Annotated in this window: 20 protein-coding genes; 3 read left to right on the top strand and 17 right to left on the bottom strand. The window is 46.2% G+C overall.

Annotated elements, in window-relative coordinates; all coding sequences use genetic code 11:
• Positions 1-32: 32 nt before the first annotated feature.
• The 5 genes from R2J37_RS01815 to R2J37_RS01795 all read right to left on the bottom strand — a co-directional run bounded on the left by R2J37_RS01815 (position 33) and on the right by R2J37_RS01795 (position 6,743).
• On the bottom strand, positions 33-1,925 hold the full coding sequence (locus R2J37_RS01815) for an ABC transporter ATP-binding protein (RefSeq protein WP_230107260.1): 1,893 nt from the start codon (positions 1,923-1,925) through the stop codon (positions 33-35).
• Positions 1,918-3,651 carry an ABC transporter ATP-binding protein gene (locus tag R2J37_RS01810; RefSeq protein ID WP_316266095.1) on the bottom strand — a complete coding sequence of 578 codons (1,734 nt, stop codon included), beginning with the start codon at positions 3,649-3,651 and terminating at the stop codon, positions 1,918-1,920. Before R2J37_RS01810 ends, R2J37_RS01815 begins: the two co-directional genes overlap by 8 nt.
• Positions 3,644-4,132: a MarR family winged helix-turn-helix transcriptional regulator gene (locus tag R2J37_RS01805; protein ID WP_230107262.1), complete on the bottom strand. Its 489-nt coding sequence runs from the start codon at positions 4,130-4,132 to the stop codon at positions 3,644-3,646. Before R2J37_RS01805 ends, R2J37_RS01810 begins: the two co-directional genes overlap by 8 nt.
• 250 nt (positions 4,133-4,382) lie before the next feature.
• On the bottom strand, positions 4,383-5,549 hold the full coding sequence (locus R2J37_RS01800; protein WP_230107263.1) for a CD0519/CD1768 family membrane protein: 1,167 nt from the start codon (positions 5,547-5,549) through the stop codon (positions 4,383-4,385).
• Between the two features lie 324 nt (positions 5,550-5,873).
• Positions 5,874-6,743, bottom strand: a complete 870-nt coding sequence (locus tag R2J37_RS01795) for a sulfite exporter TauE/SafE family protein (protein ID WP_230107264.1) — start codon at positions 6,741-6,743, stop codon at positions 5,874-5,876.
• Positions 6,744-6,968: 225 nt separating this feature from the next.
• On the opposite strand from R2J37_RS01795, the gene R2J37_RS01790 reads away from it, so the two are divergent.
• The 3 genes from R2J37_RS01790 to R2J37_RS01780 all read left to right on the top strand — a co-directional run bounded on the left by R2J37_RS01790 (position 6,969) and on the right by R2J37_RS01780 (position 10,331).
• Entirely contained in the window at positions 6,969-8,108 is a 1,140-nt protein-coding gene (locus R2J37_RS01790; protein WP_316266094.1) for a glucose-1-phosphate adenylyltransferase, read from the top strand.
• Between the two features lies 1 nt (position 8,109).
• Positions 8,110-9,225: a glucose-1-phosphate adenylyltransferase subunit GlgD gene (gene glgD, locus R2J37_RS01785; RefSeq protein WP_316266093.1), complete on the top strand. Its 1,116-nt coding sequence runs from the start codon at positions 8,110-8,112 to the stop codon at positions 9,223-9,225.
• A gap of 122 nt (positions 9,226-9,347) precedes the next feature.
• On the top strand, positions 9,348-10,331 hold the full coding sequence (locus tag R2J37_RS01780) for a hypothetical protein (RefSeq protein WP_316266092.1): 984 nt from the start codon (positions 9,348-9,350) through the stop codon (positions 10,329-10,331).
• A 16-nt stretch (positions 10,332-10,347) separates the two neighbouring features.
• Here the strand turns inward: R2J37_RS01780 and R2J37_RS01775 are convergent, their stop codons facing one another.
• From R2J37_RS01775 to R2J37_RS01720, 12 genes are all read right to left on the bottom strand, one after another.
• A complete protein-coding gene (locus R2J37_RS01775) occupies positions 10,348-11,763 on the bottom strand; it encodes a site-specific DNA-methyltransferase (protein ID WP_230107268.1) in 1,416 nt (471 codons plus the stop codon).
• A gap of 78 nt (positions 11,764-11,841) precedes the next feature.
• Positions 11,842-12,636 carry an ABC transporter ATP-binding protein gene (locus R2J37_RS01770; RefSeq protein WP_230107560.1) on the bottom strand — a complete coding sequence of 265 codons (795 nt, stop codon included), beginning with the start codon at positions 12,634-12,636 and terminating at the stop codon, positions 11,842-11,844.
• A 13-nt stretch (positions 12,637-12,649) separates the two neighbouring features.
• A complete protein-coding gene (locus R2J37_RS01765) occupies positions 12,650-13,588 on the bottom strand; it encodes an ABC transporter permease (protein WP_230107269.1) in 939 nt (312 codons plus the stop codon).
• A gap of 62 nt (positions 13,589-13,650) precedes the next feature.
• Positions 13,651-14,664, bottom strand: coding sequence for an ABC transporter substrate-binding protein (locus R2J37_RS01760; RefSeq protein ID WP_230107270.1), 1,014 nt, complete (start codon positions 14,662-14,664; stop codon positions 13,651-13,653).
• 144 nt (positions 14,665-14,808) lie between these two features.
• Entirely contained in the window at positions 14,809-15,465 is a 657-nt protein-coding gene (locus R2J37_RS01755; RefSeq protein WP_256193480.1) for a sugar O-acetyltransferase, read from the bottom strand.
• Between the two features lie 2 nt (positions 15,466-15,467).
• Entirely contained in the window at positions 15,468-17,096 is a 1,629-nt protein-coding gene (locus tag R2J37_RS01750) for a phosphotransferase (protein WP_230107272.1), read from the bottom strand.
• 2 nt (positions 17,097-17,098) lie between these two features.
• Entirely contained in the window at positions 17,099-19,237 is a 2,139-nt protein-coding gene (locus tag R2J37_RS01745) for a C1 family peptidase (RefSeq protein ID WP_230107273.1), read from the bottom strand.
• Between the two features lie 124 nt (positions 19,238-19,361).
• Entirely contained in the window at positions 19,362-20,972 is a 1,611-nt protein-coding gene (locus tag R2J37_RS01740; RefSeq protein ID WP_316266091.1) for a mannitol dehydrogenase family protein, read from the bottom strand.
• Positions 20,973-21,096: 124 nt separating this feature from the next.
• Entirely contained in the window at positions 21,097-21,609 is a 513-nt protein-coding gene (locus tag R2J37_RS01735) for a GNAT family N-acetyltransferase (RefSeq protein WP_316266090.1), read from the bottom strand.
• On the bottom strand, positions 21,610-22,962 hold the full coding sequence (gene brnQ, locus R2J37_RS01730; RefSeq protein WP_316266089.1) for a branched-chain amino acid transport system II carrier protein: 1,353 nt from the start codon (positions 22,960-22,962) through the stop codon (positions 21,610-21,612).
• A complete protein-coding gene (locus R2J37_RS01725) occupies positions 22,943-23,449 on the bottom strand; it encodes a GNAT family N-acetyltransferase (RefSeq protein WP_316266088.1) in 507 nt (168 codons plus the stop codon). The genes brnQ and R2J37_RS01725 overlap by 20 nt, the downstream gene beginning before the upstream one ends.
• Positions 23,450-23,463: 14 nt before the next feature.
• Positions 23,464-24,516 carry a glutathione S-transferase C-terminal domain-containing protein gene (locus R2J37_RS01720; protein WP_316266087.1) on the bottom strand — a complete coding sequence of 351 codons (1,053 nt, stop codon included), beginning with the start codon at positions 24,514-24,516 and terminating at the stop codon, positions 23,464-23,466.
• Between the last annotated feature and the right edge of the window lie 14 nt (positions 24,517-24,530).

Raw genomic sequence — 24,530 nt, 5'->3', positions numbered from 1 at the left:
GTAAAACTGCAAAACACCCCGGGCTAAACTGTTTACGACAACTCCAGCTTACCGGTGTACAACTGGTAATAGGTCCCTTTCTGTGCGATCAGTTCCTCATGGTCCCCTCTTTCGATGATACGGCCATGTTCCAGTACCATGATCGCGTTGCTGTTGCGGATGGTGGACAGTCTGTGGGCGATAACGAATACAGTTCTTCCCTTCATCAGGTTATCCATACCTTTCTGCACAATGCTCTCGGTACGTGTATCGATACTGGAGGTCGCTTCATCCAGGATCAATACCGGAGGATCTGCAATTGCCGCCCGGGCAATTGCCAGAAGCTGTCTTTGTCCCTGTGACAGTTCTTCGCCATCGCTGGTAAGCATGGTATCATATCCTTGAGGAAGCATTTTGATAAACTGATCTGCATGGGCCAGTTTTGCAGCGTTGTATACTTCTTCGTCTGTAGCATCCAGCTTTCCGTAACGGATATTCTCCATAATTGTTCCGGTAAACAGATGGGTATCCTGGAGTACGATTCCAAGGGAATGACGCAGGTCGGCTTTTTTGATCTTATTAATATTAATGCCGTCGTACCGGATCTTTCCATCCTGTACATCGTAAAAACGGTTGATCAGGTTAGTGATCGTTGTTTTTCCTGCGCCGGTTGAACCTACGAACGCAAGCTTCTGTCCCGGTTTCGCATAAAGGGTCAGATCATGAAGAACCATATGATCCGGCTCATATCCAAAGGACATATCAAAGAACCGTACATCACCCTTCAATTCCGTATAAGTAACGGTTCCATCTGCCTGATGGGGATGTTTCCACGCCCACATTCCGGTACGCTCTTCGCACTCTTCAATGGTGCCGTCTTCGTTCTTTCTTGCATTGACTAAAGTTACATATCCTTCATCAACCTCCGGCTCCTCATCCATCATATTAAAGATACGCTCTGCTCCTGCCAGCGCCATGATAATAGAGTTGAACTGCTGTGCCACCTGCATGAAAGGCTGTGTAAAACTCTTTGTGAACTGCAGATAGGAAGCCATCACGCCCAGTGTAATATTTCCGATTCCCATAATGGAAAGGAAACCTCCCAGCACCGCTGTCAGCACAAACTGAAGATTTCCGATATTTCCGATGATCGGCCCCATGATACTGGCAAAGGTATGTGCATTGGATGCGCTCTCAAACAACTTCTCATTTAAAACATCAAATTCTTCTTCTGATTTTTTCTCATGATTAAACACTTTTACTACACGCTGTCCATTCATGCGTTCTTCCACAAATCCGGTAATGTTGGCAAGATCCAGCTGCTGCCGGATAAAATACTTTCCGCTGTTTCCTCCGATCTTATTGGAAACGGCAATCATCAGTACAATAATAATAACCGCCAGAATTGTCAGAATCGGACTCAATACCAGCATAGCAATAAATGTAACAACGATCATAAGCGCCGACATCAGAACCTGTGGAATCGACTGATTGATCATCTGGCGCAGAGTATCCGTATCATTTGTATAAAGACTCATGATAGATCCGTTTGTATTCTGATCAAAATATCGGATCGGCAATGTCTGCATATGCTCAAACATCTCGTCTCTCACTCGTTTCAGCACGCCCTGCCCTATGACAACCATCAGCCTTGTATACAGGAAGGAAGCCAGTACGCCAAAGGCAAAAATCGTCGCCAGTACGCCAAGAGCTGTATACAGCTCCGTAAAATCAGGATTTTGATTTCCTATCAACGGGATAATGTAATCATCCAGCAAAAATTTCAGTGACAGGGATACGGAAATGCTGGCAATAGAGCTGATCAAAATACAGATCAGCACCAGTACAAACTGTACTTTATACGTACTCGTCACATAGCCGAGAAGTCTTTTTGCTGTTTTTAATGTATTTTTGGTCACCGTCGGTTTTCCGCCTCTATTACTCATTTTCCTCTCCTCCTTTCACCTGTGATTCGTATACTTCTCTGTAAATCGCATTGTTCTTCAGCAATTCTTCTGATGTTCCGATACCATTGATCTCTCCATTATCCATAACAATGATCACATCCGCATCTTCCACAGAAGAGATTCTCTGTGCAATAATAATTTTGGTAGTATCCGGAATTTCCTCCCGGAATGCCTGGCGGATCAATGCGTCTGTCCTTGTATCAACCGCACTGGTAGAGTCATCCAGGATTAGGATCTTCGGTTTTTTCAAAAGAGCTCTTGCAATACAAAGTCTCTGCTTCTGTCCTCCGGAAACGTTATTTCCGCCCTCCACGATCATTGTATTGTATTTAGCCGGAAATTCATTGATAAAGCCATCTGCCTGTGCCAGCCTGCAAACTCTCTGTACTTCTTCATCACTGGCATTTTCATCGCCCCACCTGATATTTTCATAAATACTTCCTGTAAAAAGCACATTTTTCTGGAGCACCATGGATACCTGATCACGGAGTTTCTCCAGATTATATCGTCGCACATCCTGTCCGCCCACTTTCACACAACCACTCGTCACATCATAAAGTCTGGGAATCAGCTGCACCAGAGTAGACTTCGCGCTTCCGGTACCGCCGATGATGCCGACGATCTGCCCGCTCTTAATATGCAGGTTAACATCCTTCAAAGATAAATTTCCATCTTCACCGGCATAACTGAAATTCACATGTTCGAAGTCGATATCTCCATTTTCCACAGTTGTCAGAGCATCTTCTTTATCCCGCATTTCCGGAACTTCTTCCAATACCTCTTTGATACGATCCGAAGATGCCTCCGCAATCATGATCATAACAAATACAAAGGATACCATCATAAGCGACATCAGGATCTGCATGGCATATACCATGATACTCGTCAGCTCTCCTGTCTGCATATTTCCGGTTACAATATTTTCTCCTCCAATTAAAACAAGCAGCAGAACAACCGTATACATAACAAACTGCATAACCGGAGAGTTCCATGCGACAATCTTCTCCGCCTTTGTAAACAGGTCAAATACCTTGAGGGAAATTTTATGGAACTTCTCATTTTCGTGTTCTTCTCTTACATAAGCTTTCACGACCCTTGCAGCGTTTACATTTTCCTGCACGGTATTATTCAGCACATCATACTCATCAAACACCTGAATAAAATGAGGATGCGCTTTTTTTGCGATAGAAATCAAAACTCCTCCAAGAACCGGTATTGTAACAAGTAGACAAAATGCAATCTTCAGATTAATGGTCGCAGTCATGATCCACGACAAAACAACCATGATCGGTGCTCTGGCCAAAAGACGGATTGTAAACATATATGCCATCTGCACATTTGTAATATCTGTCGTCAGTCTGGTCACGAGACTTGAGGTTGAAAAATGATCAATATTTCCGAAGGAAAACTCCTGGATTTTATAAAAAATATCGTGACGCAAGTTTTTTGCATATCCCGCGGATGCAATTGCCCCCATTTTCCCTGCCAACGCTCCGAACAGCAAAGCCAGCATTGCCATCACAACAAGAAGAATCCCCATTTTGATAATGTATGGCATGTTTCCTTCCATAATTCCAATGTCGATGATGTTAGCCATTAAAAGCGGAATCAGAACTTCCATCAGAACTTCCAGCGCCACCAGAACCGGAGTGATAAATGACTGTTTCTTATATTCCCGCACAGATTTCAGTAATTTCCTATTCATCTGACTCTTCCTTTCTATATATCATATCGTTTTCTTTCGCCCTTTCCCCCGAAGAAAGGTTTTCGGATATCTGCTTCAGAACCCGGATAAAAACTTCCATATCATCGGCCGGAATCCCCTCTCTGATCTGTGCTTCCCTCCTTCTGATATTCTTAAGAAGCTTTGATCGCAGCTGAAGGGCCTTTTCTGTCGGCACAATTCGTTTCAGCCTGGCGTCTTCCTTCACTGGTTCACGGTATAGATATCCCTTCTTTTCCAGAAGCTGCAGCGCTCCTGTTGCCGTGGATCTTCTTACTTTAAATTCCTTTTCCAGATCCCTCTGAAAAAGATCCCTGTTCAGACCTTCTAACAGAATAAAATGCAGAATATGTTTCTGCATATTAGTCAGTTCTCTTTCTTCCTCCGCGTCCTCTTCATAGGACATCTGTCTTTTCAGCTGATGGGAAACACGGCTGATCCACTTTCCCGCATCTTCTCCCATTTTCCTTCCGTTCCTTTCCTTCATAATTGTTCTGTAGCTAACAATTTGGTAGCTAACAATATAGTAGTATATGAACTTTTCACAAAATTGTCAACATGGTTTCTGTAAAATCTGCCGTAAGAAATTTGGGACAAAGTTTCCTGTTGAAAAACAAAGAGTTCTGTTGAATAAGAAACAGCGGGCTGCCGCGCCATCACTGGCACAGCAGCCCGCTGTTTTACTCTGTAAAATTTTTGCATTCGTCACACAGTTACATGATCATGCCGACAAGCTGAAAAATAAAGTTTGCTGCAACTCCGGCGCACAGACCGCCGATCGTATGGCTGATGATAGCTTTTCCTGTCATATGCGGACAGTTCAGGGCAGACATCATGCCGACATGTGTGCTTAAATATCCGCTCCAGCACATACACATTGCCGTAAATACAGCAATATCGTTTGCGTGGGCAATGCCTGTGCTTACCATCTCCGGCACAAGGCCAATTGCCGCTCCGGCAGCTCCAAGAGCCGTGATCGGAACTGCCACTGCAGAAGCAGAAGTAAAACCAAACAAAGGTTTCAAAATGAAGTCAATCTTCTCACCGATCCATGGAAGCAGCGCTACTCCTTCATATGCGGCTCCGGTGTATGTTCCGTCTGCAGAAGGACCGTTTGTCAGCATCATTACGATGGTACAGATTACAAGCACTCCCGGAATGATAGCCATACCCACATTAACGCCATTTTTACCTCCGTCCAGCAGAGACTCCAGAAGTCGTCCTCCTACACTTCCGCCCCGCACTTCGCGCTGGTTCAGGAAATCGTCAAGAGATTCTCCTTCTTTAGCCGGAATACAATATTCTGTAACTCCAAATTCTTTCTTGGTAAAGATCATCATGATCCTTACGCTGACGATACTTCCTATAATCGCCCCAAGATTTCCGATCAAAACAGCCAGTCCGAGATTTTCTCCCGGCGCATTGATTCCAAGCATAAATGTTGTGACGATCAGCCCCATACCAAAGGCTGTCCCAAGATTCGTCAACGCCGGCAGCTGGAACTTTTTAAAATAACGCCGGAAGTTTCTGTCTTCTGCAAGACCCAGAATCGCCGGATTATCGGACAGATATGTTGTCATGACTCCAACAGAAGCCGCTCCCGGCAGGTTGTACAAAGGCTTCATCAGCGGAGTGATCGCTTTATTCAAAAGGGCAATAACTCCAAATTCAGACAATACTCCAGACAAAGCTCCTGCAATAACCGCAATCGCCATGATATTAAATACTGTGTCTATCAAAAGCTCGTATGCGGTAGCCATCAATGTCTGCATCATGTTTGCCCCGCCCATTTTCATGGCAATGCCGCCAAATATCAGCAGAAAGATCACCAGGAAAATGAAGGCCTCCAAACTGACCGCTTTTTTGTATCTCTTCTCCATACTCTTCTCCATTTCTTTGTTAATTTTAAGACAATCTTTTGTCTTAGTCCTAAATAGAATATACTAATTTTCTGTAAATTGCAACTTCCTTTTTCATTTCCCCAAAATCATTTCTGCAGTTTTTTTATTTTTTCAACCGCCTGTATGCAAATTTCTATTTCGCGCGAGTGCGCATCCCTCAGAGCGTTTTATTCGATAGGGAGTGAAATTTTTTGTCCAAAGAAAAGAGTTCCGCCTGCGGAACTCCGCAGGCGAAACTCTCATATTTATCTCTTACATTTTCTGTGATATCCTGCCGGCTCCGGACAGAACCGAAGCGGTATCTTAACCTCTCTTCTTCGCATCGTGGAAGAACATTACTGCACAGATTACCATGACAACGCAGACCAGATATGTCAGTACTGTCAGCGGAAGCGATGTAACGATAAATCCGGCGATCAATACGCCGATCGCGCCGCTTATGATCATAGGTATCGTGGACGCACGGTTGTATTTGCCTTCCTTGATGAACGTAATACCACATGCCGGACAAAGGTATGCGCAGGATCCCATCATAACAGGAAATGCCACATCAGCGCTCATACCGAGCAGAAGAACGATAGCCATACATGGTGCATAGAGTCCGATCCCTGCTGTCATAAGAATACCAAGAATGAAATTAGCAATGACACCCACTGCCAGCAGTCCGCCTGTCAGTCCTCTTGCTGTTCCAAGGATACCGAAAGGTCCTACTTCGTTGATCTTGCAAAGAGTAATAGCTGCCACCAAAATAAGTGCGACACCCATCACAACACGAATTTTCATAATGTCAAGCCGGGAAATAATTCTGGCTCCGATCACTGAGCCGACAATAGATGCTGCAATCATAAGAACCAGAGTCAACGGATCCATATCAATCCTCTGGATAAAGATAGTGGCTTCCACACAGATAGGAATACCGAATGCTACATTTAACGTACCTGGAATCAGGTCATCATCAACAGCCTTGTTGAACTTCCATGCTGATGTAGCAATCGCATAACTTCCAATTCCAAGCGTATCGAAAAAGTTAGCGATCATACTGACAATCACATTGTACCCCATTTTGCTCTTGTCAAGTTCATCCTTGTGGGCTACCACATCCTTCACCAGCACTACAAAAAATACCGCTGCGAATACCCACATAATAATAAGTAATATCGTTGCTGCACTCATAAAATTCCCTCCTTTGCAACCTCTTTGTACATTTTATACAAAAGATATAATTTTATTATACTATTTTTGTTAAAAATATGTCAAGCATTATTTTTATATTCTTCTATTTCTTAATATTTTTGAGATTATTTTAGAAATTTCTCAGATTTTTTCGCACAAAATTATGGAAAGTAACCGCTCTGGAATATATAATAGAAGTATCACACAAAGGAGGAGGGCGCATATATGAAACAAGATAATATGTTAGCCATGATCTTAGCCGGCGGCCGTGGTACAAGACTGCACGAGCTAACCAACAAAGTTGCAAAGCCTGCCGTTTCGTATGGTGGTAAATACAAAATCATTGATTTTCCAATCAGTAATTGTGCCAACAGTGGAATCGATGTTGTAGGAGTTCTTACACAGTATGAATCCATTCTGCTCAACAGCTATGTAGCTGCCGGAAGACGCTGGGGACTGGATGCAAAAAACAGCGGCGTCTATGTTCTTCCGCCCCGTGAAAAGGCGGACGCAAATCTGGATGTGTACCGGGGTACTGCCGATGCGATCTCGCAGAATATTGATTTTGTAGATACCTTCTCTCCGGACTATCTTCTGATTCTTTCCGGAGATCACATTTACAAAATGAATTATGCAAAAATGCTTCAGTACCACAAGGAATGTGGTGCCGATGCTACGATCGCCGTCATTGAAGTTCCGATGAAAGAAGCGAGCCGTTTCGGAATCATGAATACCGATGAAAACGGACGTATCGTTGAATTTCAGGAAAAACCGGCAGAGCCTAAGAGCAACCTTGCATCTATGGGAATCTATATTTTTGACTGGAAACTGCTTCGCAAAATGCTTATCTCCGACATGAAAAATCCTGATTCCAGTCACGATTTCGGCAAGGACATCATCCCTACTCTGTTAAAAGAAGGGAAAAACCTGTACGCCTATAAGTTTAAAGGCTACTGGAAAGATGTTGGAACGATTGATTCTCTCTGGGAAGCAAATATGGATCTGCTGGACAAGAACAACGAGCTGGATCTTAACGATCCCACCTGGAAGATCTATACAGAAGACGCCACAACGCTTCCTCAGTATATCGGACCGGATGCCGAGATCAAAGAGGCCTTCATTAACCAGGGATGCATCATTGAAGGAATGGTGCAGAATTCTGTATTGTTCACCGGAGCACGAGTAGGCGCCGGCGCAAAGATCATCGACAGCGTTCTGATGCCCGGAGTAGAGGTGGCAGAGGGCGCGGTTGTACAGCGCGCACTGGTTGCTGACAATGTAAAGATCGGCAGGGAAGCCGTTGTGGGAAGCGCTGACAGCGAACACATCGAGCTTGTAGCCAAACGTGTAAAGGGGGTTGAATAGTATGAATAAAGCATTTGGTATTGTAAACTTTTCCGGAAACCATATCTGGGTAGAAGGTCTGCAGCCTTATCGCCCCGTCGGCGCTTTTTCCTTTCTCGGAAGATACCGTGTCATTGATTTTCCGATCTCAAACATGAGCAACAGCGGTATTGACCAGATTCAGGTATACATTCGCCGCAAGCCCCGCTCTCTGACCGAGCATCTTGGCACAGGTCGTCACTATAATATTAATTCCAAGCGCGGAAGACTCCACATTTTGTTTTCGGAGACCGGTTTGGATCATGACATTTACAACAACGACATTGCAGCATTCCAGGAAAATATGGAATGCATTGAGCAGGTACACTGCCCCTACGTTGTCATTGCACCCAGTTATATGATCTACGCCCAGGATTTCAGTACACTGCTTCAGACTCACATTGATTCCGGCGCTGACATCACGCTGCTCTATCATTCTACTGATGACGCCAAGGAAAAATTCCTGAACTGCAACACTGTGAACCTGAACAAGCAGAAAGGTGTCCTTTCTCTGGAAATGAACCGCGGAACTGCCAAAAACCGCCACATTTTCATGGATACTTATATTATGAAAAAGGAATTGTTCATTGAGCTGATAAACAAAGCGCATAAGACCTCTTCCATGTACAGTCTGGCAGACATTGTCAACGCTTCCTGTGAAGAACTGGATGTGCGCGGCGTTTCCCACCGCGGATATTTTGCAGCCATTACCGATTTCAAGAGCTATTATGATGCAAATATCTCTCTGATCGATTTCAAGACAGCACTCAGCCTGTTTGATGACCAGTGGCCGATCTACACCCGCACAAATGATTCCTGCCCGACTCAGTATTTTGAAGGTGCAGACGTAAAGAACTCCGTTGTATCCAACGGATGCCTGATTGAAGGAACGATCGAAAATTCCATTATCGGACGCGGATGCGTCATCAAGAAAGGCGCCGTTGTCAAGAACAGCGTTATCCTTCCTGATGTTTTAGTGGGCGAAGGAGCTCATATAGAAAATATTGTTGCGGACAAACACGCACAGATTACCCATGTAAAGGAGATCATCGCTGATCCTGCATCTCCGGGATATATCCGAAGAGATGATAAAATCTGAAAATATCCCCGCCGGAATCCTAATTATATTCCGGTGGGGATATTTTTCTGCTGTTTTTTCTGTTATAATACATCTATCTAACTGGATATACATACAAATTTGGAAAGAGAGGCTGACAGATCATGGATCAGTTAAACCAATATCTTACACAGAAATACTCTCCTTATTATATCCCCGGCTCCGGAAGCGGGGACATCCTTATGTGGGGAACAACCCGGGATTCACAGATCATTCCCGGCTTTCTTTCTTTGAATGTGGGAGTGGATTATGATCCCCTCTCTCCTAATCCGAATCTTACAAAAGGAATGATCACCGACACTCTGAATCAAAGTTATGCGGATTTTGACGGGAACTCTCCTTTTGCCGCCTTTTTCAGGATCTTCCGGCTGCTTTCATACCGCGCGGATCTTCCCTGTATTTTTATTGCATATCCGACGCTTCCTGAATACAGGGATGATCAGTGGGAAAAGACACAGGAAGCATATCCTTTGGAAGATGTTCGTTTTTATGTTTGGAATTTGAAAGAATCCAAAACAAAATTTTTGACGGGCAAAGAGCTGAAGAACGAGATTTATTCTATTCTGGATGTAAATTTCCAGGATCAGGGCACCGGAAAGGAAAAAAATAAAAGCATTCACGATTATTTTCATTACTGGAGCCGCTGCTTTTTATCCGCCCATATCCGCAAGCAGGACTGTGATGGAATCCTCTTTGACAAAAGCGGAACAAACTGTTCTCTGATCGAGATCAAACGTTCTTCCAATCCGCCCATCCCCAAGTGGCGTCCCTATATTGACGATGAAAACAATTACCGGAATCAGCTTGCCTTTGCCCACAGTCTGAAAGCCTGTTTCTGGCTTCTCCAGCATGAGGGGAACCCTGTCACAGAAGCAGGACAGGTGTCTTTCTGGGATATCCGGGGTATAAATGAGACGGAGGCAGAACGCCTTCGCCGTCTTCAGGCAGAAGGACATCGCGGGGTACATGGCGACTATCTTACCTGCTCCCGCTTTTTCTCTCCCCTGCCTGTCTCTGCAAAAGAGGAAAACCTTCCCTCTTTACATTCTCTGATAGAGTCTTTTATTGACTGCAGCCCGGGAGACTGATCCTTCTCCTCATTTATCATTTTTCTTCAAAATCTGTACGGAAATATTTCAGATTGGCGGGAATGCCTTCTACCTTCCCGCCATCCTTCATCCTGTATCCTTCTATCACTCTCTTTAATCTTATATAAGTAATCTCTTCACAGATGTGATTTTCATTGTTCGTACACAAAATGAAATGGCGCTTTCCGCCATCCTGGCGGTTCTGTTCCAGAACTGCCTGTCCTGTAGTTCCGCTTCCTGCAAAGAAATCCAGTACAAGGGCGTCCTTCTTTTTCAGATACCGCAAAAGTATTTTTATCAGTTCTACCGGTTTGGAATATTTAAATACCGTTTCCCCCTGAAAAATACGCTTGATATCCGCTGCGGCATTTGCGTTGAGCACAGTCTGGATCACATTTTTGTAGGGCGCGCATTTCTCCACGGGATTTCCTTCATTATCCACGTTGAGATAAATTTTATAGCGGACTGCCCAGCCATTTTCCTTTCTTGAAGAAGGCATAATTTCCAGAAATCCGTTTTCCCTGGCCCATTTCACTTTCTCCCTGCTCCATTTCCACGTCCATCCATCCCGCGCGAACTCTGTACGCCCGTTGGGATAAACAGGTGTGCCGTCGGGAGCTTCGATGGCATAATTCAAAGCGTCGCTGTATCTTACGCTTCCCCGATCCAGTGAGTCATAGTAAAAAGGCCCTCTCTCCTCCTCGTATTCATCTGTAAAACGGTAACGCTTCCTGTCATAGGCCTGGTAATTTTTATCGAAAATCTGGTCTGCCCTCCGGATATCCTTTACATAGACCAGGATATATTCTGTAATGGTGGCAATCCCCCTTGCATCAGACGCACCTGTTTTTTTCTGCCATATAATATTTGTAACAAAATTCTGCTCTCCCATGATCTCGTCGCAGAGCAGTTTCAGAGCATATACTTCGTTGTCATCGATGCTGATAAAGATTACACCATTGTCGGCGAGCAGCTCTTTTGCCGCTTCCAGTCTTTCTGACATAAAAGAAAGCCACTTACTGTGCCGGAAGCCGTCCTTTTCATCCACAATAGCGTCATCATAAATAAAATCTTTGTTTCCTGTATTGTAGGGCGGATCAATATAAATGCAGTCCACTTTTTTCCTGCATGTTTCTCCAAGGAGCCTTAGGCTGTGCAGATTATCTCCCTCCAAAAGGTAATGGTATCCGTCCTCCCGCCCGGCCATACTGATCCTTCGCTCTTTAATCTCAGTAAAAACAGGAACTTTCGTCTGCATTTCCTGGTCGATCCGCTCCTCATGCTTTTCCCAGACCAGTCCGTACTTCCTTGTCGTCAGTTCTTCTTCAATATCGCGAACTGTAGACAGTGAAGTCTCATCCGAAAGTCCCTCTTTGATTTTTTCTAAAAATTCCAGCATCTGCTGACGCTTTTTACCGGACAGATTTGTCATAATGTACTCCTTCTGCTGTGAATAGTAACACTGTAGGTACAGTATAACAAATTTTTATAAAAATGTGAAAGAGTTTCCTTAAGACAGCATCATCCTGTCATTGGCAAACTCATCGCCGCTCACTTCCTCAAATTTTGCCAGAAGATCCGATACGTGAAGATTCCTTTTCTCCTCTCCGGACACATCATATATAATCCGTCCCTCATGCATCATGATCAGACGGTTGCCATGCGCAATGGCGTCCTTCATGTTATGGGTCACCATAAGCGCTGTCAACTGATGTTCCTCTATTATTTTATCGGAAATGTCCAGCACCTTGGCTGCTGTCTTCGGATCCAGCGCTGCGGTATGTTCATCAAGAAGAAGCAGCTTCGGCTTTTTCATAGCTGCCATTAAGAGAGTTACCGCCTGCCTCTGGCCGCCCGAGAGAAGTCCCACTTTGGTGCTAAGTCTCTCTTCCAGTCCAAGATCCAGTTCTTTCAGCTGCTCTTTATAGTTTTCCCTTTCTTTTCTTGAGATTCCCCATCGCAGCCCCCTTCTTGCTCCCCGGCGAGCCGCAATAGCCATATTTTCTTCAATGGACATCGTAGCGGCAGTCCCCGTCATCGGATCCTGAAATACTCTTCCAAGATACACCGCTCTTTTATGCTCCGGAAGCCGTGTAATGTCCGTACCGTCTACAATAATATTTCCGGAGTCCACATTCCACACACCCGCTATCGCATTGAGCATAGTAGACTTGCCGGCTCCATTTCCTCCGATGATCGTCACAAAATCTCCGGGATTCAGATTCAGGCTTGTTCCTGTGAGCGCCGCTTTTTCATTTATTGTCCCTTTATTAAATGTCTTATAAATTTCTTTGATCTCCAGCATGTATCCCATAGTTTTAAGCCCTCCTCTTCACTGAGCGTTTTTCTTTCAGATATGGTACTGCCAGGAATGCGGCCACCACCAAAGCGGAGAAAAGCTTCATATAATCCGAAGGCATCTTCAGCCACAATACAAGTGCATATGCCACGTAATACAGGATCGCACCTACAAAAACCGCTGTCAGCGTATAGGCAAAGGCAATCTTTTTGCCCGCACACAGTTTTCCGAAAATAACCTCACTGATAATAACAGCTGCAAGGCCTATGACAATCGCTCCACGACCCATGTTGACATCTGCCGCCCCCTGATATTGAGCCAGTATACCGCCGCAGAGTCCTACCAGCCCGTTGGAGATCATCAAAGCCAGCACCTTCATAAAATTCGTATTGATCCCCTGCGCCCTCGCCATCTGTGGATTACATCCCGTAGCCCGGATGGAAGCGCCCATTTCCGTGCCAAAGAGCCAATAGATCACTGCCACCAGTACAAGGCAGCCTACAATAAGTTTTACAAAGAAAATCCAACTGTCCTCTCCTGTCACATACCGGGAAGAGGCTACAAGATTCTGCTGTGTCAGGCCGATCCCCTGGTTGGATTTTCCCATAATGCCAAGATTCACCGAATACAGGGATACCTGGGTCAAAATGCTGGCGAGGATGCCGGGAATCCCAAGAACCGTGTGCAAAACTCCTGTTGCAAGCCCGGCTGCCATTCCCGCCAGGACAGAAAAGAGCAATGCTGCAGCCGGATGCATTCCTCCCTGTATGAGCATGACCGCTACAGCGGCGCCTGTAGCCAGAGAACCATCTACCGTAAGATCCGGAAAATCCAGAATGCGGAAGGTAATATATACGCCAAGCGCCATAATTCCCCATATGATCCCCTGTGCTGCTGTCCCTGGCATCGCCCGAAAAAACGCCATGGGATCCAGGGAAAGAAAATAATCCAGTATCATTGTCTTTTACCTCTCTTTTCGTCCGTCATTTTTATTCTGCCATTTCTGACTGCTCCGCCATCCTATTCTGTCTCGATGGCCTCATAGTCATCCGGAACGGCAACGCCCAGTTCTTCACAGATCTGCGCATTGTACATCTTTGTTACTTCCGGAGCAGATTCAATTTCCATTGCAGTAATATCTGCACCCTCTGCAAGAATCTCATATGCCATTTCACCGGCTCTGTATCCGATATCATAGTAGCTGATGGACAGGGTTGCCACACCGCATCCGGAACAGATTCCCTGTTCTCCGGCAATGACCGGAACTTTTGCGGGCAGGCAGATATTATTGATAATCTGAGTATTTGCCGCCATTGTATTATCTGTCGGCACATAAATAACATCACATTCCTCTGCCGCACTCTGTGTCACAGACTGGATCTCATTAGAGTCCGCCGCTGTATATTCTTTGTATTCTATCCCGTCTGCCTCCAGCTCCTTCTCAAAAAGCTCTGCCTGATATTTGGAATTAGATTCAGCGGAACAGTATAAAATTCCCACTGTCTTTGCATCCGGGAAAAGCTCTGTCAGCATGTCTTCCTGTTCACTGATCGGAGCCAGGTCACAGGTACCGGAAATATTAACTCCTGTCGCTCCCGTCCAATCTTCAATTCCCAATGCTGTTGCATAGTCAGTAACAGAAGTTCCCAGGATCGGAATGTCACTGGTTGCCTGCGCCGCCGTCTGAAGCGGCAATGTTGCATTTGCAAGAATCAGATCCACATCAGAAGAGACAAAACCATTTACAATGGTACTGCACATAGCCTGCTCACCCTGGGCATTCTGCACATCAAATTCCACCTTGTCTTCTCCGAATTTTTCCTTACATGCATCCTGGAATCCTAAGGTTGCCTGATCCAGAGCGTCATGCTCCATCTGCTGACAGATACCGATCGTATATGTTTCATCGCTCCCTGAATCCGCACTTTGGCTGTCCGATGATGTACTGCCAGAAGAAGAATCGCTTCCGCAGGCTGCCAGAGATGCTGTCATTGCCATAACCATAAGTATTGCTGCTGCCTTTTTCCTTTTCATAGTCTCTTACCTCCCTTTCGCTTTCTTGCACCAAAGTTTTAAACTTTACCGCGTTGAAGCTTTTATGTGTTGAATTATACGCCCGCAATTTTCAGATGTCAAGCAAAAAATCAGAAATACCACCGTAAAAAAAATAAGCCGCCACTATTTCTCATAGTGACGGCAGGCTTCTGTCTCCTCCCGATAGCGGCGGATTTCTTCCATAGCCGCCTCATCAAACTTTCTGTCCTTGTAATAATATTCAAAATCTTCTTCTGTAATCTCCCGTATGACTCTGCAGGGATTTCCTGCCGCCACGACCCAGTCGGGAATATCTTTCGTCACCACGCTTCCCGCACCGATCACGGTATTGCTCCCAATATGCACTCCCGGCATGATCACAGTATTTCCGCCGATCCACACATTATCTCCCACAGTCACCTCAATTCCATATTCATATAAGGAATTTCTCGCCACGGGATGCAGTGGATGTCCTGCAGTATATATGGAAACATTAGGTGCGAACTGACAGTTATCTCCAATCTTCACCTTTGCCACATCAATGATGGTACAGTTGTAATTGGCAAAGAAATTTTTCCCTACTTCTATGTTTTTCCCATAATCACAGTAAAAGGGCGGATTAATAAACGCATTCTCGGATTTTCCCAGCAGCTCTTTTACAATCTCTGCCAGCGTATCAAAATCTGACCGATCTGCAAAATTCAGTTTCTGAAGGATTCTTCTGCATACTTTCTGTTCCTCCATGACTGAATCATCGGAAATATAAGGAAGCTGTGCATTTCTTCTTTCTATATGATTCATTCTTACTCTCCTGCTGCATATTTTTGTATGATCTTTTCCATCTCGTCAAAGTGCTGTTCCATTTCATCTACCAGCCGGAACTGTGTTCTTGCCCTCACCAGATTATGTTCCGGGTAATCGGTTTTAAAATAAGTATCTCCCTGCAGGTAATCAGTCAGAAAACGGATGCCGCATTCCAATGTCATCAATCTTGCCCCCCAGGGAAGGCTTCTGATCTCCTCCTCTGTAAGAACATCTCTTGTCTCTTTCAGATACCCTTTGACATACAGTTCGTAAAGCTCCAGGTCAAAATGTACCAGATCCAGGTTCTTCTCATCTTCTTCTGCCGTGGCTGCCCCAAAGCGGATGGAATCCCCGAAATCATTTGCCGCAAGTCCCGGCATGATGGTATCAAGATCGATAATACACAATCCCCTTCCTGTCTTGCTGTCAAACAAAATATTGTTAAGCTTTGTGTCATTGTGGGTCACACGAAGCGGAAGAACGCCTTCTTCCTGTTTCTTTACCAGAACCTCACAGTCCTTCTCCCTTTCCAAAATAAACCGGATCTCCGGCCGGCAGGAAGCCGCTCTGTCTTTCAGATCTCTTTGAAGAGCTGTCTCAAAAGCCCGGAACCGTTTCACTGTATTGTGGAAATCCGGGATCGTCTCATTCAACCGGTCGGCAGGGTAATTTCCAAGCTGTTTCAGAAAATGTCCGAAGCTGCTGCCGGACTGATAGAACTGCTCCGGTTCCTCCACCAGCTGATAGCATTCGGAATCCGGGATGAAGTTATAGCACCGCCATGGCTGTCCTGTACTGTCCTCAAAATAATTGCATCCGCTTTTTGTCTTAATGTAGGATAAAGTTTCCCGGTCCGGATCTCCTCCCTCCTGGCGTATCACATTTCTCAAATATTCTGTCACGCCGAAAATATTTTCCATCACGCCCTGAGGATCCTTGAATACATTGCTGTTGATCCTTTGAAGGACATAGGAAAGCTCATCTCCATCTTCCCCCGGCATATATACTGCATATGTCTCATTGATATGCCCGGCGCCAAACGGTTTTACGTAGCTGCATCTGTTTCCGAAACCAAAGGCATAGACTGCATCCTCCAGATTCCGGTCATCTACGCCGTCAATCTTTCTTCTTGTAGAAAAGATCACTTCCCCGGCTTCCACCTTCTCTCTGGAACCGATCGTACAGTTTGCCTTTACCACGCTGCCAAGGCCGATGTGCGCCCCGCATCCCACATAGGAATCATGATCGATCACAGCTCCGCTGTTTACCAGCACGCCGTGCTCGATCACGGTATGGGTATTCACAACGGCTCTCTGCATAATAAAGCTTCCTTTTCCGATCACGGCGCTGGGGCTTACTACGGCAGACGGATGGATCACAGCCGGAACTTCATATCCGGCCTCCATCAGCTTTTCTGTCCAGTAAAGACGCATATTGTTATCTCCAAGAGCCGCTACCGCCATGTCGTATTTCCCCAGAAAGCTCTCGTAATCGCAGCATTTCCCCACAACATCCTTATCTCTTACGGCGTCGTCTAAAAATACCGCCTCTTCATACCCCAGCATAAGAGCTGTTTCCTGTATCATATGGCCGAAACCGCCGGCTCCCAAAATCAATAACCGTTTCATTGCTATCTCCTTTTTCTGCGTATTGCTGCCGCTGCAGCAAAGGCGCTGCTGAGCAGCGCTGCTGCATATACCGCAGTCATCATTCCCTGACTGTCTCCTGTCTTTGGCGCAGTCTTTACATGCTGCACTGTGTTTGTATTTTGAACCGGCGTATTCTCTCCATTGGGGCTGCCGGAAGCCTGTCCATCGTCCTTTCCATCTTCCCCGTTTCCTCCGGACGGAGCTGTATCGGATACGTCAACTGTAAAAGTATAAGTGTTTCCGATCCCTCCCGGAACTGCAGTGGTAACTGTTATTTCTGCCCCTTTCAGTTCCATCCGGGAAATTTTTTCTCCGGGCTGTATCACTCTGTCGCCCACTTTTATTTCCGCTGTTCCGCCATCCGGCTGCACAGCCGCCTCAAAAGAAACATACTCCATGTCCGCCGGAATGGTAATCTGTGTTTCCGACGGACCCACTTCCAATCCTTCGCCTGCCGGCTGTCCGTTGGCATCAAATCCTTCTATCTTTAAGGAAGTCAGTTCCGCTGCCGGGATTTCATCCGTAAATGCCTTGATCAGAACATTTCCCACCTCTACTTGCCGCCCAAAAGATTCCTCCATTTCTTTTTCCATGGACTCTTTGGCCGTGATCATATCCTCCCATTTCCCATTTAAGAAAATATAACTTTCACCTTCATTTATCTTTGACGTGTACGTCATGCCTGCTACACTATATTCATATCCAGCTTCCACACTTGTCCACGTAAGTCCATCTGTACCTGTTTTTGTCAGAACAACTGCAAATTTCTCTCCGGCCCTTAACATTACCGGTTCTTCCAGTTCGATCACATGATAGCCTGTATACGGGAAAAACACTTCCTGGCTGGCAGCCTTCTGTCCGTCTTCCGGACTGTCCGCCTCCGGTCCCAGCTTATAGATATCCACTGTCACCGTCATATTCGCCTCATTTGTTGCCGCTGAAACAGCGCTTATCTGTTCATTGCCCTGCACCTCAAATATATTTGCCTCCCGGCGCAGGGAACCGTCGTCGTTATAAAAATTCCACCAACTGGCAGTCCCCAGGTAATCATACTGATAATTATGATCATTCCCCTGCTCTTCCGGCACAACACTGACCTGATTGACATCACAGAGGCTTCTGTCATAATAGGACATATAAAAATAGCCCTCTCCGCCCCAATTGCCGCCAACTCCGCTTCCCCACCCGGTTCCCCAGGAATTTTTTACGATCCAGGCGCCGTCGCCTTCCGGCCGGATCTTGAAATTCTCAGCCGGATACGTATCATCCCATCCTACAATGCTGACCTCATGATTTGCTTCTTTATGCTGATCTGCGTATTGCGCTCCCGTATCATAATTAAAATAATCTTCCGTTGCATATTCAGGACGGCTTCCGTCCATATAGTATCCTGCATCCAATACTCCGGTCTCCATCAAAGCGCTTTTTATGATCTCTGTCGCCTGCGGGCGGTAGAGATATTCCCCGGTGTCTGTTATCACCGTCGGATTCGGAAGGAAATTTATATTTCTCAACTGATAAGACGAATCATACCGCCTGCTCTCATCCACAGACCAATCCCCATCAGGATTATAGGCTTCTCCATCACTGTCCGTATAGGGGATATCTTCCTCCAGCGCCGCTCCTTTCCATGCAGACAGCGTTGCTGTCGAATAATACATATGCCCTCCGTACATCAGAGGATGACCTGTCACGCTGATGCCCTCACCCGCCTGGGAACCGGAAGTTTCCGGCTGCCAGGTGAACCATGCCAGATGATGCTCGGACAGATCCGTTTCTATATCATATTCCCGGAGAAGATTTCCCTCCGCTGCCGACAGGATGCCGAATGTCCAGCAGGTATTCCAGATTCCCTGATCCCTGACCGGCGTAACATCCCCCTCTTCCCGAAGATCAAATTTCTCCGGAAAGAGCGCATTCGTACTCACTGCCGGAAGCTCCGGATATTGAAACATCCTTTCCTGCTCTTCACTTAGAGGCGCCCGTCCGAAATCATTGTCCTCCCTAAAAAGTCTGACGGCGTCCTCTCCTTCATCCGCTGAGACCGGTAACGCGGTTGACGCACACAATATCCCTGCCATCATTAGTGGCAGTGCCCGGAATATTTTTTTCTTTTTCATTTCACCTTTCCTCACTTATTTTTCAATTTACCCCTGAATTGTATATAATTTCACTATACCTGATAACCGGGAAGCTGTCAAAAGAAAACGGGGGTTTTTCAAAAACCCCCGTGCCCGGTTTAAGTTACGCCAAATATTTCTGCACCGTTTTTCTGATGGATCCCGGTCCGGCGATCTCCTCCCGGATGATCTGCTCGATCTTCTCGCCGATTCCCGCCTCATACAGATTCACGCCGAAGATCACTTCATTGGATAAGATTCCTTTCAGCTGATCTTTCAGGCTTTCCGGCTCACCATATACGATGGTGGACATCTGCTCTCTAAGTTCCGGTACCATCGGATCCGGAGCCAGCTCGATCGATTTGCCTTCGTCGTCCAGAGCCAGCAGATATCTCACCCATCCGGCAATGGCTACCGGAATGGCTTTCAGCATTTTCGCATCCCCGTACTTCTCCATATAAGATTTGATCGTTTCACCGAAACGGATACCGATCCCCTGTGAAACATCTACCGCCAGTCTCTGCGTGGTATCTCCCAGATACGGATTGGGGAATCTTTCTTCCATCAATTCATCAAGGAAAGCTTTCGGAGACAGGATCACAGGATCAGGAACAACTGCCATCCCCTCTACATAGCCCACCTGTCTTGCCAGCTCCAGCATATCCGGATCTTTCATTTCATCGGCAAAGAGTTCATATCCCAGCATGCATCCGTATGGTCCAAGCGCCGTATGGATCGGATTCAGACACACTGTTACTTTCATTCGTTCCGATTTATTCACTGTATCGCGGTCTGTCACATATACTCCGGCCTTCTCCAGCGCCGGACGTCCGTTAGGAAAGCTGTCCTCCACAACAAGGTACTGCGGTCCTTCTGCATTAATGAACGGAGCAATATAGGTCTTTTTCGATGTGATGACCGGCTGCATGTTTTCCACACCGGCCTCCTCCAGCTCCTCTGCAATTTTTTCGCTGGGGCGCGGCGTAATCTTATCGATCATCGTCCACGGGAAGGAGACTTTTGTTTCATCACTGACATATGCAATAAAATCTTCCTCTACAAATCCTCTCTTTTTCCATTCTTCCGCCATTTCCAGAACAGAGCCGCGAAGCCGGGATCCATTCTTGGAGCAGTTATCCATGGAAACAAGGGCCAGAGGTGCTTTTCCACTTTTATATCGTTCCAGAAGCATCGCTGTTACAACTGCCATAGCGCTCACCGCCTTGTCCGGTCCGTTCTCAATGTCCGATTCTACAAAACTAAAATAAGCTCCCTCTGCATTTCTCAGCGCATATCCTTTTTCCGTAATGGTAAAAGACACAAGCTGAAGTCCGGGATTTTGGAAAATTTCTTTCATTCTCTCCCATTGTTTCTCATCAGAAGACTGTGCTTTGATGGCTTCTGTGAGAGAACCCAGCACTTTGCGGTCTGTTGTTCCATCGCCGTGAAGCGTCACACTCAAAGCCAGATTGTCAAACAGATCGTAAATCTTATCCACCACATCATAGTCAAATGTTTCAACGCATGTGATCCCCCGGTCCATCAGGCCTTCCTCAAGCAGTTGGTCTGCAATTCCTCCGATAAAAATACGGAAAATATTTCCGATTCCCATATGTACCCATACCGGATCTCGTCTGGTCGCCTCGGCAACTGCTGCAGCGTCATAGGACGGCAAGGTAATTCCTGCCTTCTCCCACGACTGACGGTCTTTTAACCCTTCCAATGTCAATTTCATAGCCTCTTCTCCTTCTTCCTTTTGTCTATCATACCGTTTCTTAATGGTATTATAAATCCATACCATTCAAGAGTCAATACACTTCCGCCATTCAACCACTCTCCTGTGCCTTGGGATACTGCCCTTACTGCAGAGAACAGGTCATTTCATGCCACTGTTCTCCTCCCCAGGAGGAATCAGAAATCCCTTCATCATGAAACCCGAATTTTTTATACATTTCCACCTTAGCCTCAAGGCAGGTGAGCAAAAGCTTCTCTCTTCCTCTGGCCTTCTCCCGGCAGATATACTGGCTCACAATCTCTCTTGCAAGTCCTTGCCTCCGGTACCCTGGAAGGACATCAAGCCCCAGCAGCAGCACATTTTTCCCTTTCGGATCATAAAGACCGGCGTCCGTAAAAAATTCGTCCCGGAATTTCTCCTCATCCGTAGAGAGGCCATTTAAAAATCCGGCGATTTCCCCTGTGTGCTTCTCTACTGCTACCAGAAACAATTCCGGCGCCGTCTTAACCCTCTCAAGCATCATTTTCCTGGAACACGCCTCGTTAGGCGGAAAGCAGATCTCTTCTATCTGCGCGGCATACTCTGCTTCGTCCTGCCGGATCTCTCTAAATTCAAATCTCATACAGATATCGTTCATTTATTCTGTCTCCCTCTTCCTTTTCATGCGGTATCTGATCACTCCGATCACAATTCCTGCAACAGCCGGACACAGCCAGCCGAATCCCTTGTCAGACAGGGGCAGTATTCTCCCTGCCAGATCTGTCACTACATCTATGTGCAGTAAAGCTCTGGTGCCTTCCGGCAATGCTCGAAGTCCGTCCGCCAGCGCTGATACTGCCGTAAAACCAATGCCCCACTGGAATACCGTCCTGTCATTTGCGAAATATTTTCCAAACAGCGTCAAAATAATCAGCACAACTGCAAGAGGGTAAAGAAACATAAGCACCGGCTGGGAATATGCAATGATCGCATCCAATCCCAGATTTGCGATCAAAAACGAAAGAATGCAGAACATAACTGCCCACTTATGATAGGAAGGTCCCTTCGGAAAAATCTGCACAAATGCTTCTCCGCAGCTTGTGATGAGTCCTATTGCCGTTTTCAGGCAGGCCATTGTCACGATGACAGCCAGAATCAACGCTCCGGCTCTTCCGAAATAATATTCTGCAATCTGCGACAATGCTTCTCCCCCGTTACTGCTCACTTCCAGGCCGCCTGCACTCTGGGCGCCCATCACAGCCACCAGCAGATAGATGACTGCCATCAAAATAGCGCTGAACAATCCGGCGCGGACAGTACTTCCCGCCACTTCTTCCGGTTCCTTTACGCCAAGCCTTCTGATCACATCAACCACCACGATACCAAAAGCCAGCCCTGCCAGGGCATCCATTGTATTATATCCTTCCAGAAGACCTGTAAAAAACGCCCCTTCCGCATAAGCGCCTGTAGGTTCTATCTCACCTACTTTTCCCAGAGGGCTGCTGAGCGCCCTTATGACAAGGACAGCAAGAAAAGCGAGGAACAAAGGATTCATCACTTTTCCGATCCATGTCATGATCTCGCCCGGCCGCAGAGAGAAAAACAATACCACTGCAAAAAAGGCAAGGGAAAACACGGCTAAAAACAGCTTGCCTCCCTCTCCGGAGATCAGTCCCTCTATTCCTACTGTATAAGATACCGTAGCGCATCTTGGTATGGCAAAAAAAGGACCGATCGTCAGGTAAAGGGCACAGGTAAACAAAATCCCATATTTCCTGCCCACCTGGGTTCCAAGTCCCAAAAGTCCGCTTTTGCGGCTGATCCCAAGCGCCGCCACGCCGAGAAGCGGCAGCCCCACTCCCGTAATAAGGAAGCCTGCTGCCGCCTGCCACACATGTCTCCCCGCCATCTGCCCCATAGATACGGGGAAGATCAGATTTCCTGCTCCAAAAAACATGCCAAATAACATGCTGGCTACAAAAACAGTTTCTCTAAATTTCAGTTTTTTCATCATTTCCTCCTACTGGCCTTCCTAATTCATTATCCGAAAAACGATACCCTTCCGGCAAAAGAAATCCAGTCTTTTCCATACGTTTCAGATCATCCGCATTCCCCTGATAGATGGCCATCCCTGTTTTCTGCCGACGGAATCCGAATTTTTCATACATAGCCACTGTCCTGGGATGGGTATATAAGATAATGTTGCATCCCCTGACCTGCTCTAAGATAGATTCTATCAACATGCGGCCTAATTTCCGGCCGTGATACTCTCTGGCAAGGGCAATATTGTAAAGAGCTGCTTCACAGACGCCGTCTGACAGCGCGCGGGCACAGCCGATCAGTTTGTCACCGTCATATAGAAATGACACCGCATAGCTGCTTTTGAAAATTTTCTCCTGTTCATCCGCATTCCGCCCGCTCATTCCGAAGGAATTTAAGAGGGCGGCAACCGCCTCATAATCGATATCTTCTTTTGTTGTTTTTATATAAACAGACATTCCGCGCTCTCCTTTTACTTTATCATAAATCTATGGGGAGGATCCGAACTAAGTTTCTCCCTTGCGGCAGGCACTGACCATAGTTCTGGAAAATCTGTACCGGGCACTACCATATCATAATAGGGATGAAAGCGAAAATTCTGCCCTCTTCTGTCTGAATCCTGCCTGGCTGCAAATTCCTGAAAATGTGTGTGTCTGCGAAAAGCCGGAACCTGATACAGATCTCTTGCATAGTCCCACAAATTCGGATAGTCCGAAAGGCCGGGGCAGGGCCCAAGATGCCGTGAATAATTGATATCCAGTCTGGCCAGCGTTGTAAACAGGCGAATATCACTGTCCGTAATATAATCGCCAAGCAGGAACCGCTGTTTTTCCAGACATGTGTTCAGCACAGATAAACTGTCAAAAAATGTATGGTATCCTTCATAATAAGCCTCCACGGATCTGGCAAAACATGCACGGTATATCGCATCATTGACATTTTGATACAGCCAGCTGTTAAGCCTGTCGATCTTATCCTTCTGCCGAACCGGATACAAATCCGGCGCCTCCGGATGATGCAGAGGAGAAAATTCCGTCTCCAGCAAAACAGTCAGCATCTGGAAATCATTATTCACAACTGTCTTTGTCCGATAATCCACCAAAGCCGGCACGGTTGTCCTTCCCTTGTAGTCCCCATCCGTATTGTAATAAAGTTCGCTTAAAAACTGTGCTCCCGTTTCCGGATTAATATGACCCGGAGAATGGACAAATTCCCATCCAAGATCTTCCGGACGGTCCGTCCAGTCTACCGCTTCTGTTTTCACAGCTTCCGACAGTCCCAGAAGGTCGATCACAATCACAGCCCGATTAGACCAGGCACATCCGGTTGACCAAAAAAGAATATATCTTCCTTTTTCCACCGGATGCTCTTTGCTTCCCAAATGTCCGGTAAATGCGTTTGACTGCCGGCGAAAATAGCCGTTTTCATCAATTTCCGAGACTTCCGGAGTCCTGATCCTTATTTTCCTTCCGTTTACATCAACATAATCTGCCATATGTTCCTTTCCCATTTCTGTCTTTCCCATGTAAATTTAACTAT

The organism is Claveliimonas bilis (genome assembly GCF_030296775.1).
Taxonomy (GTDB): domain Bacteria; phylum Bacillota; class Clostridia; order Lachnospirales; family Lachnospiraceae; genus Claveliimonas; species Claveliimonas bilis.
The sequence above is the reverse complement of the archived record's forward strand: the minus strand, read 5'-3'. Positions and strand labels throughout refer to the sequence as shown.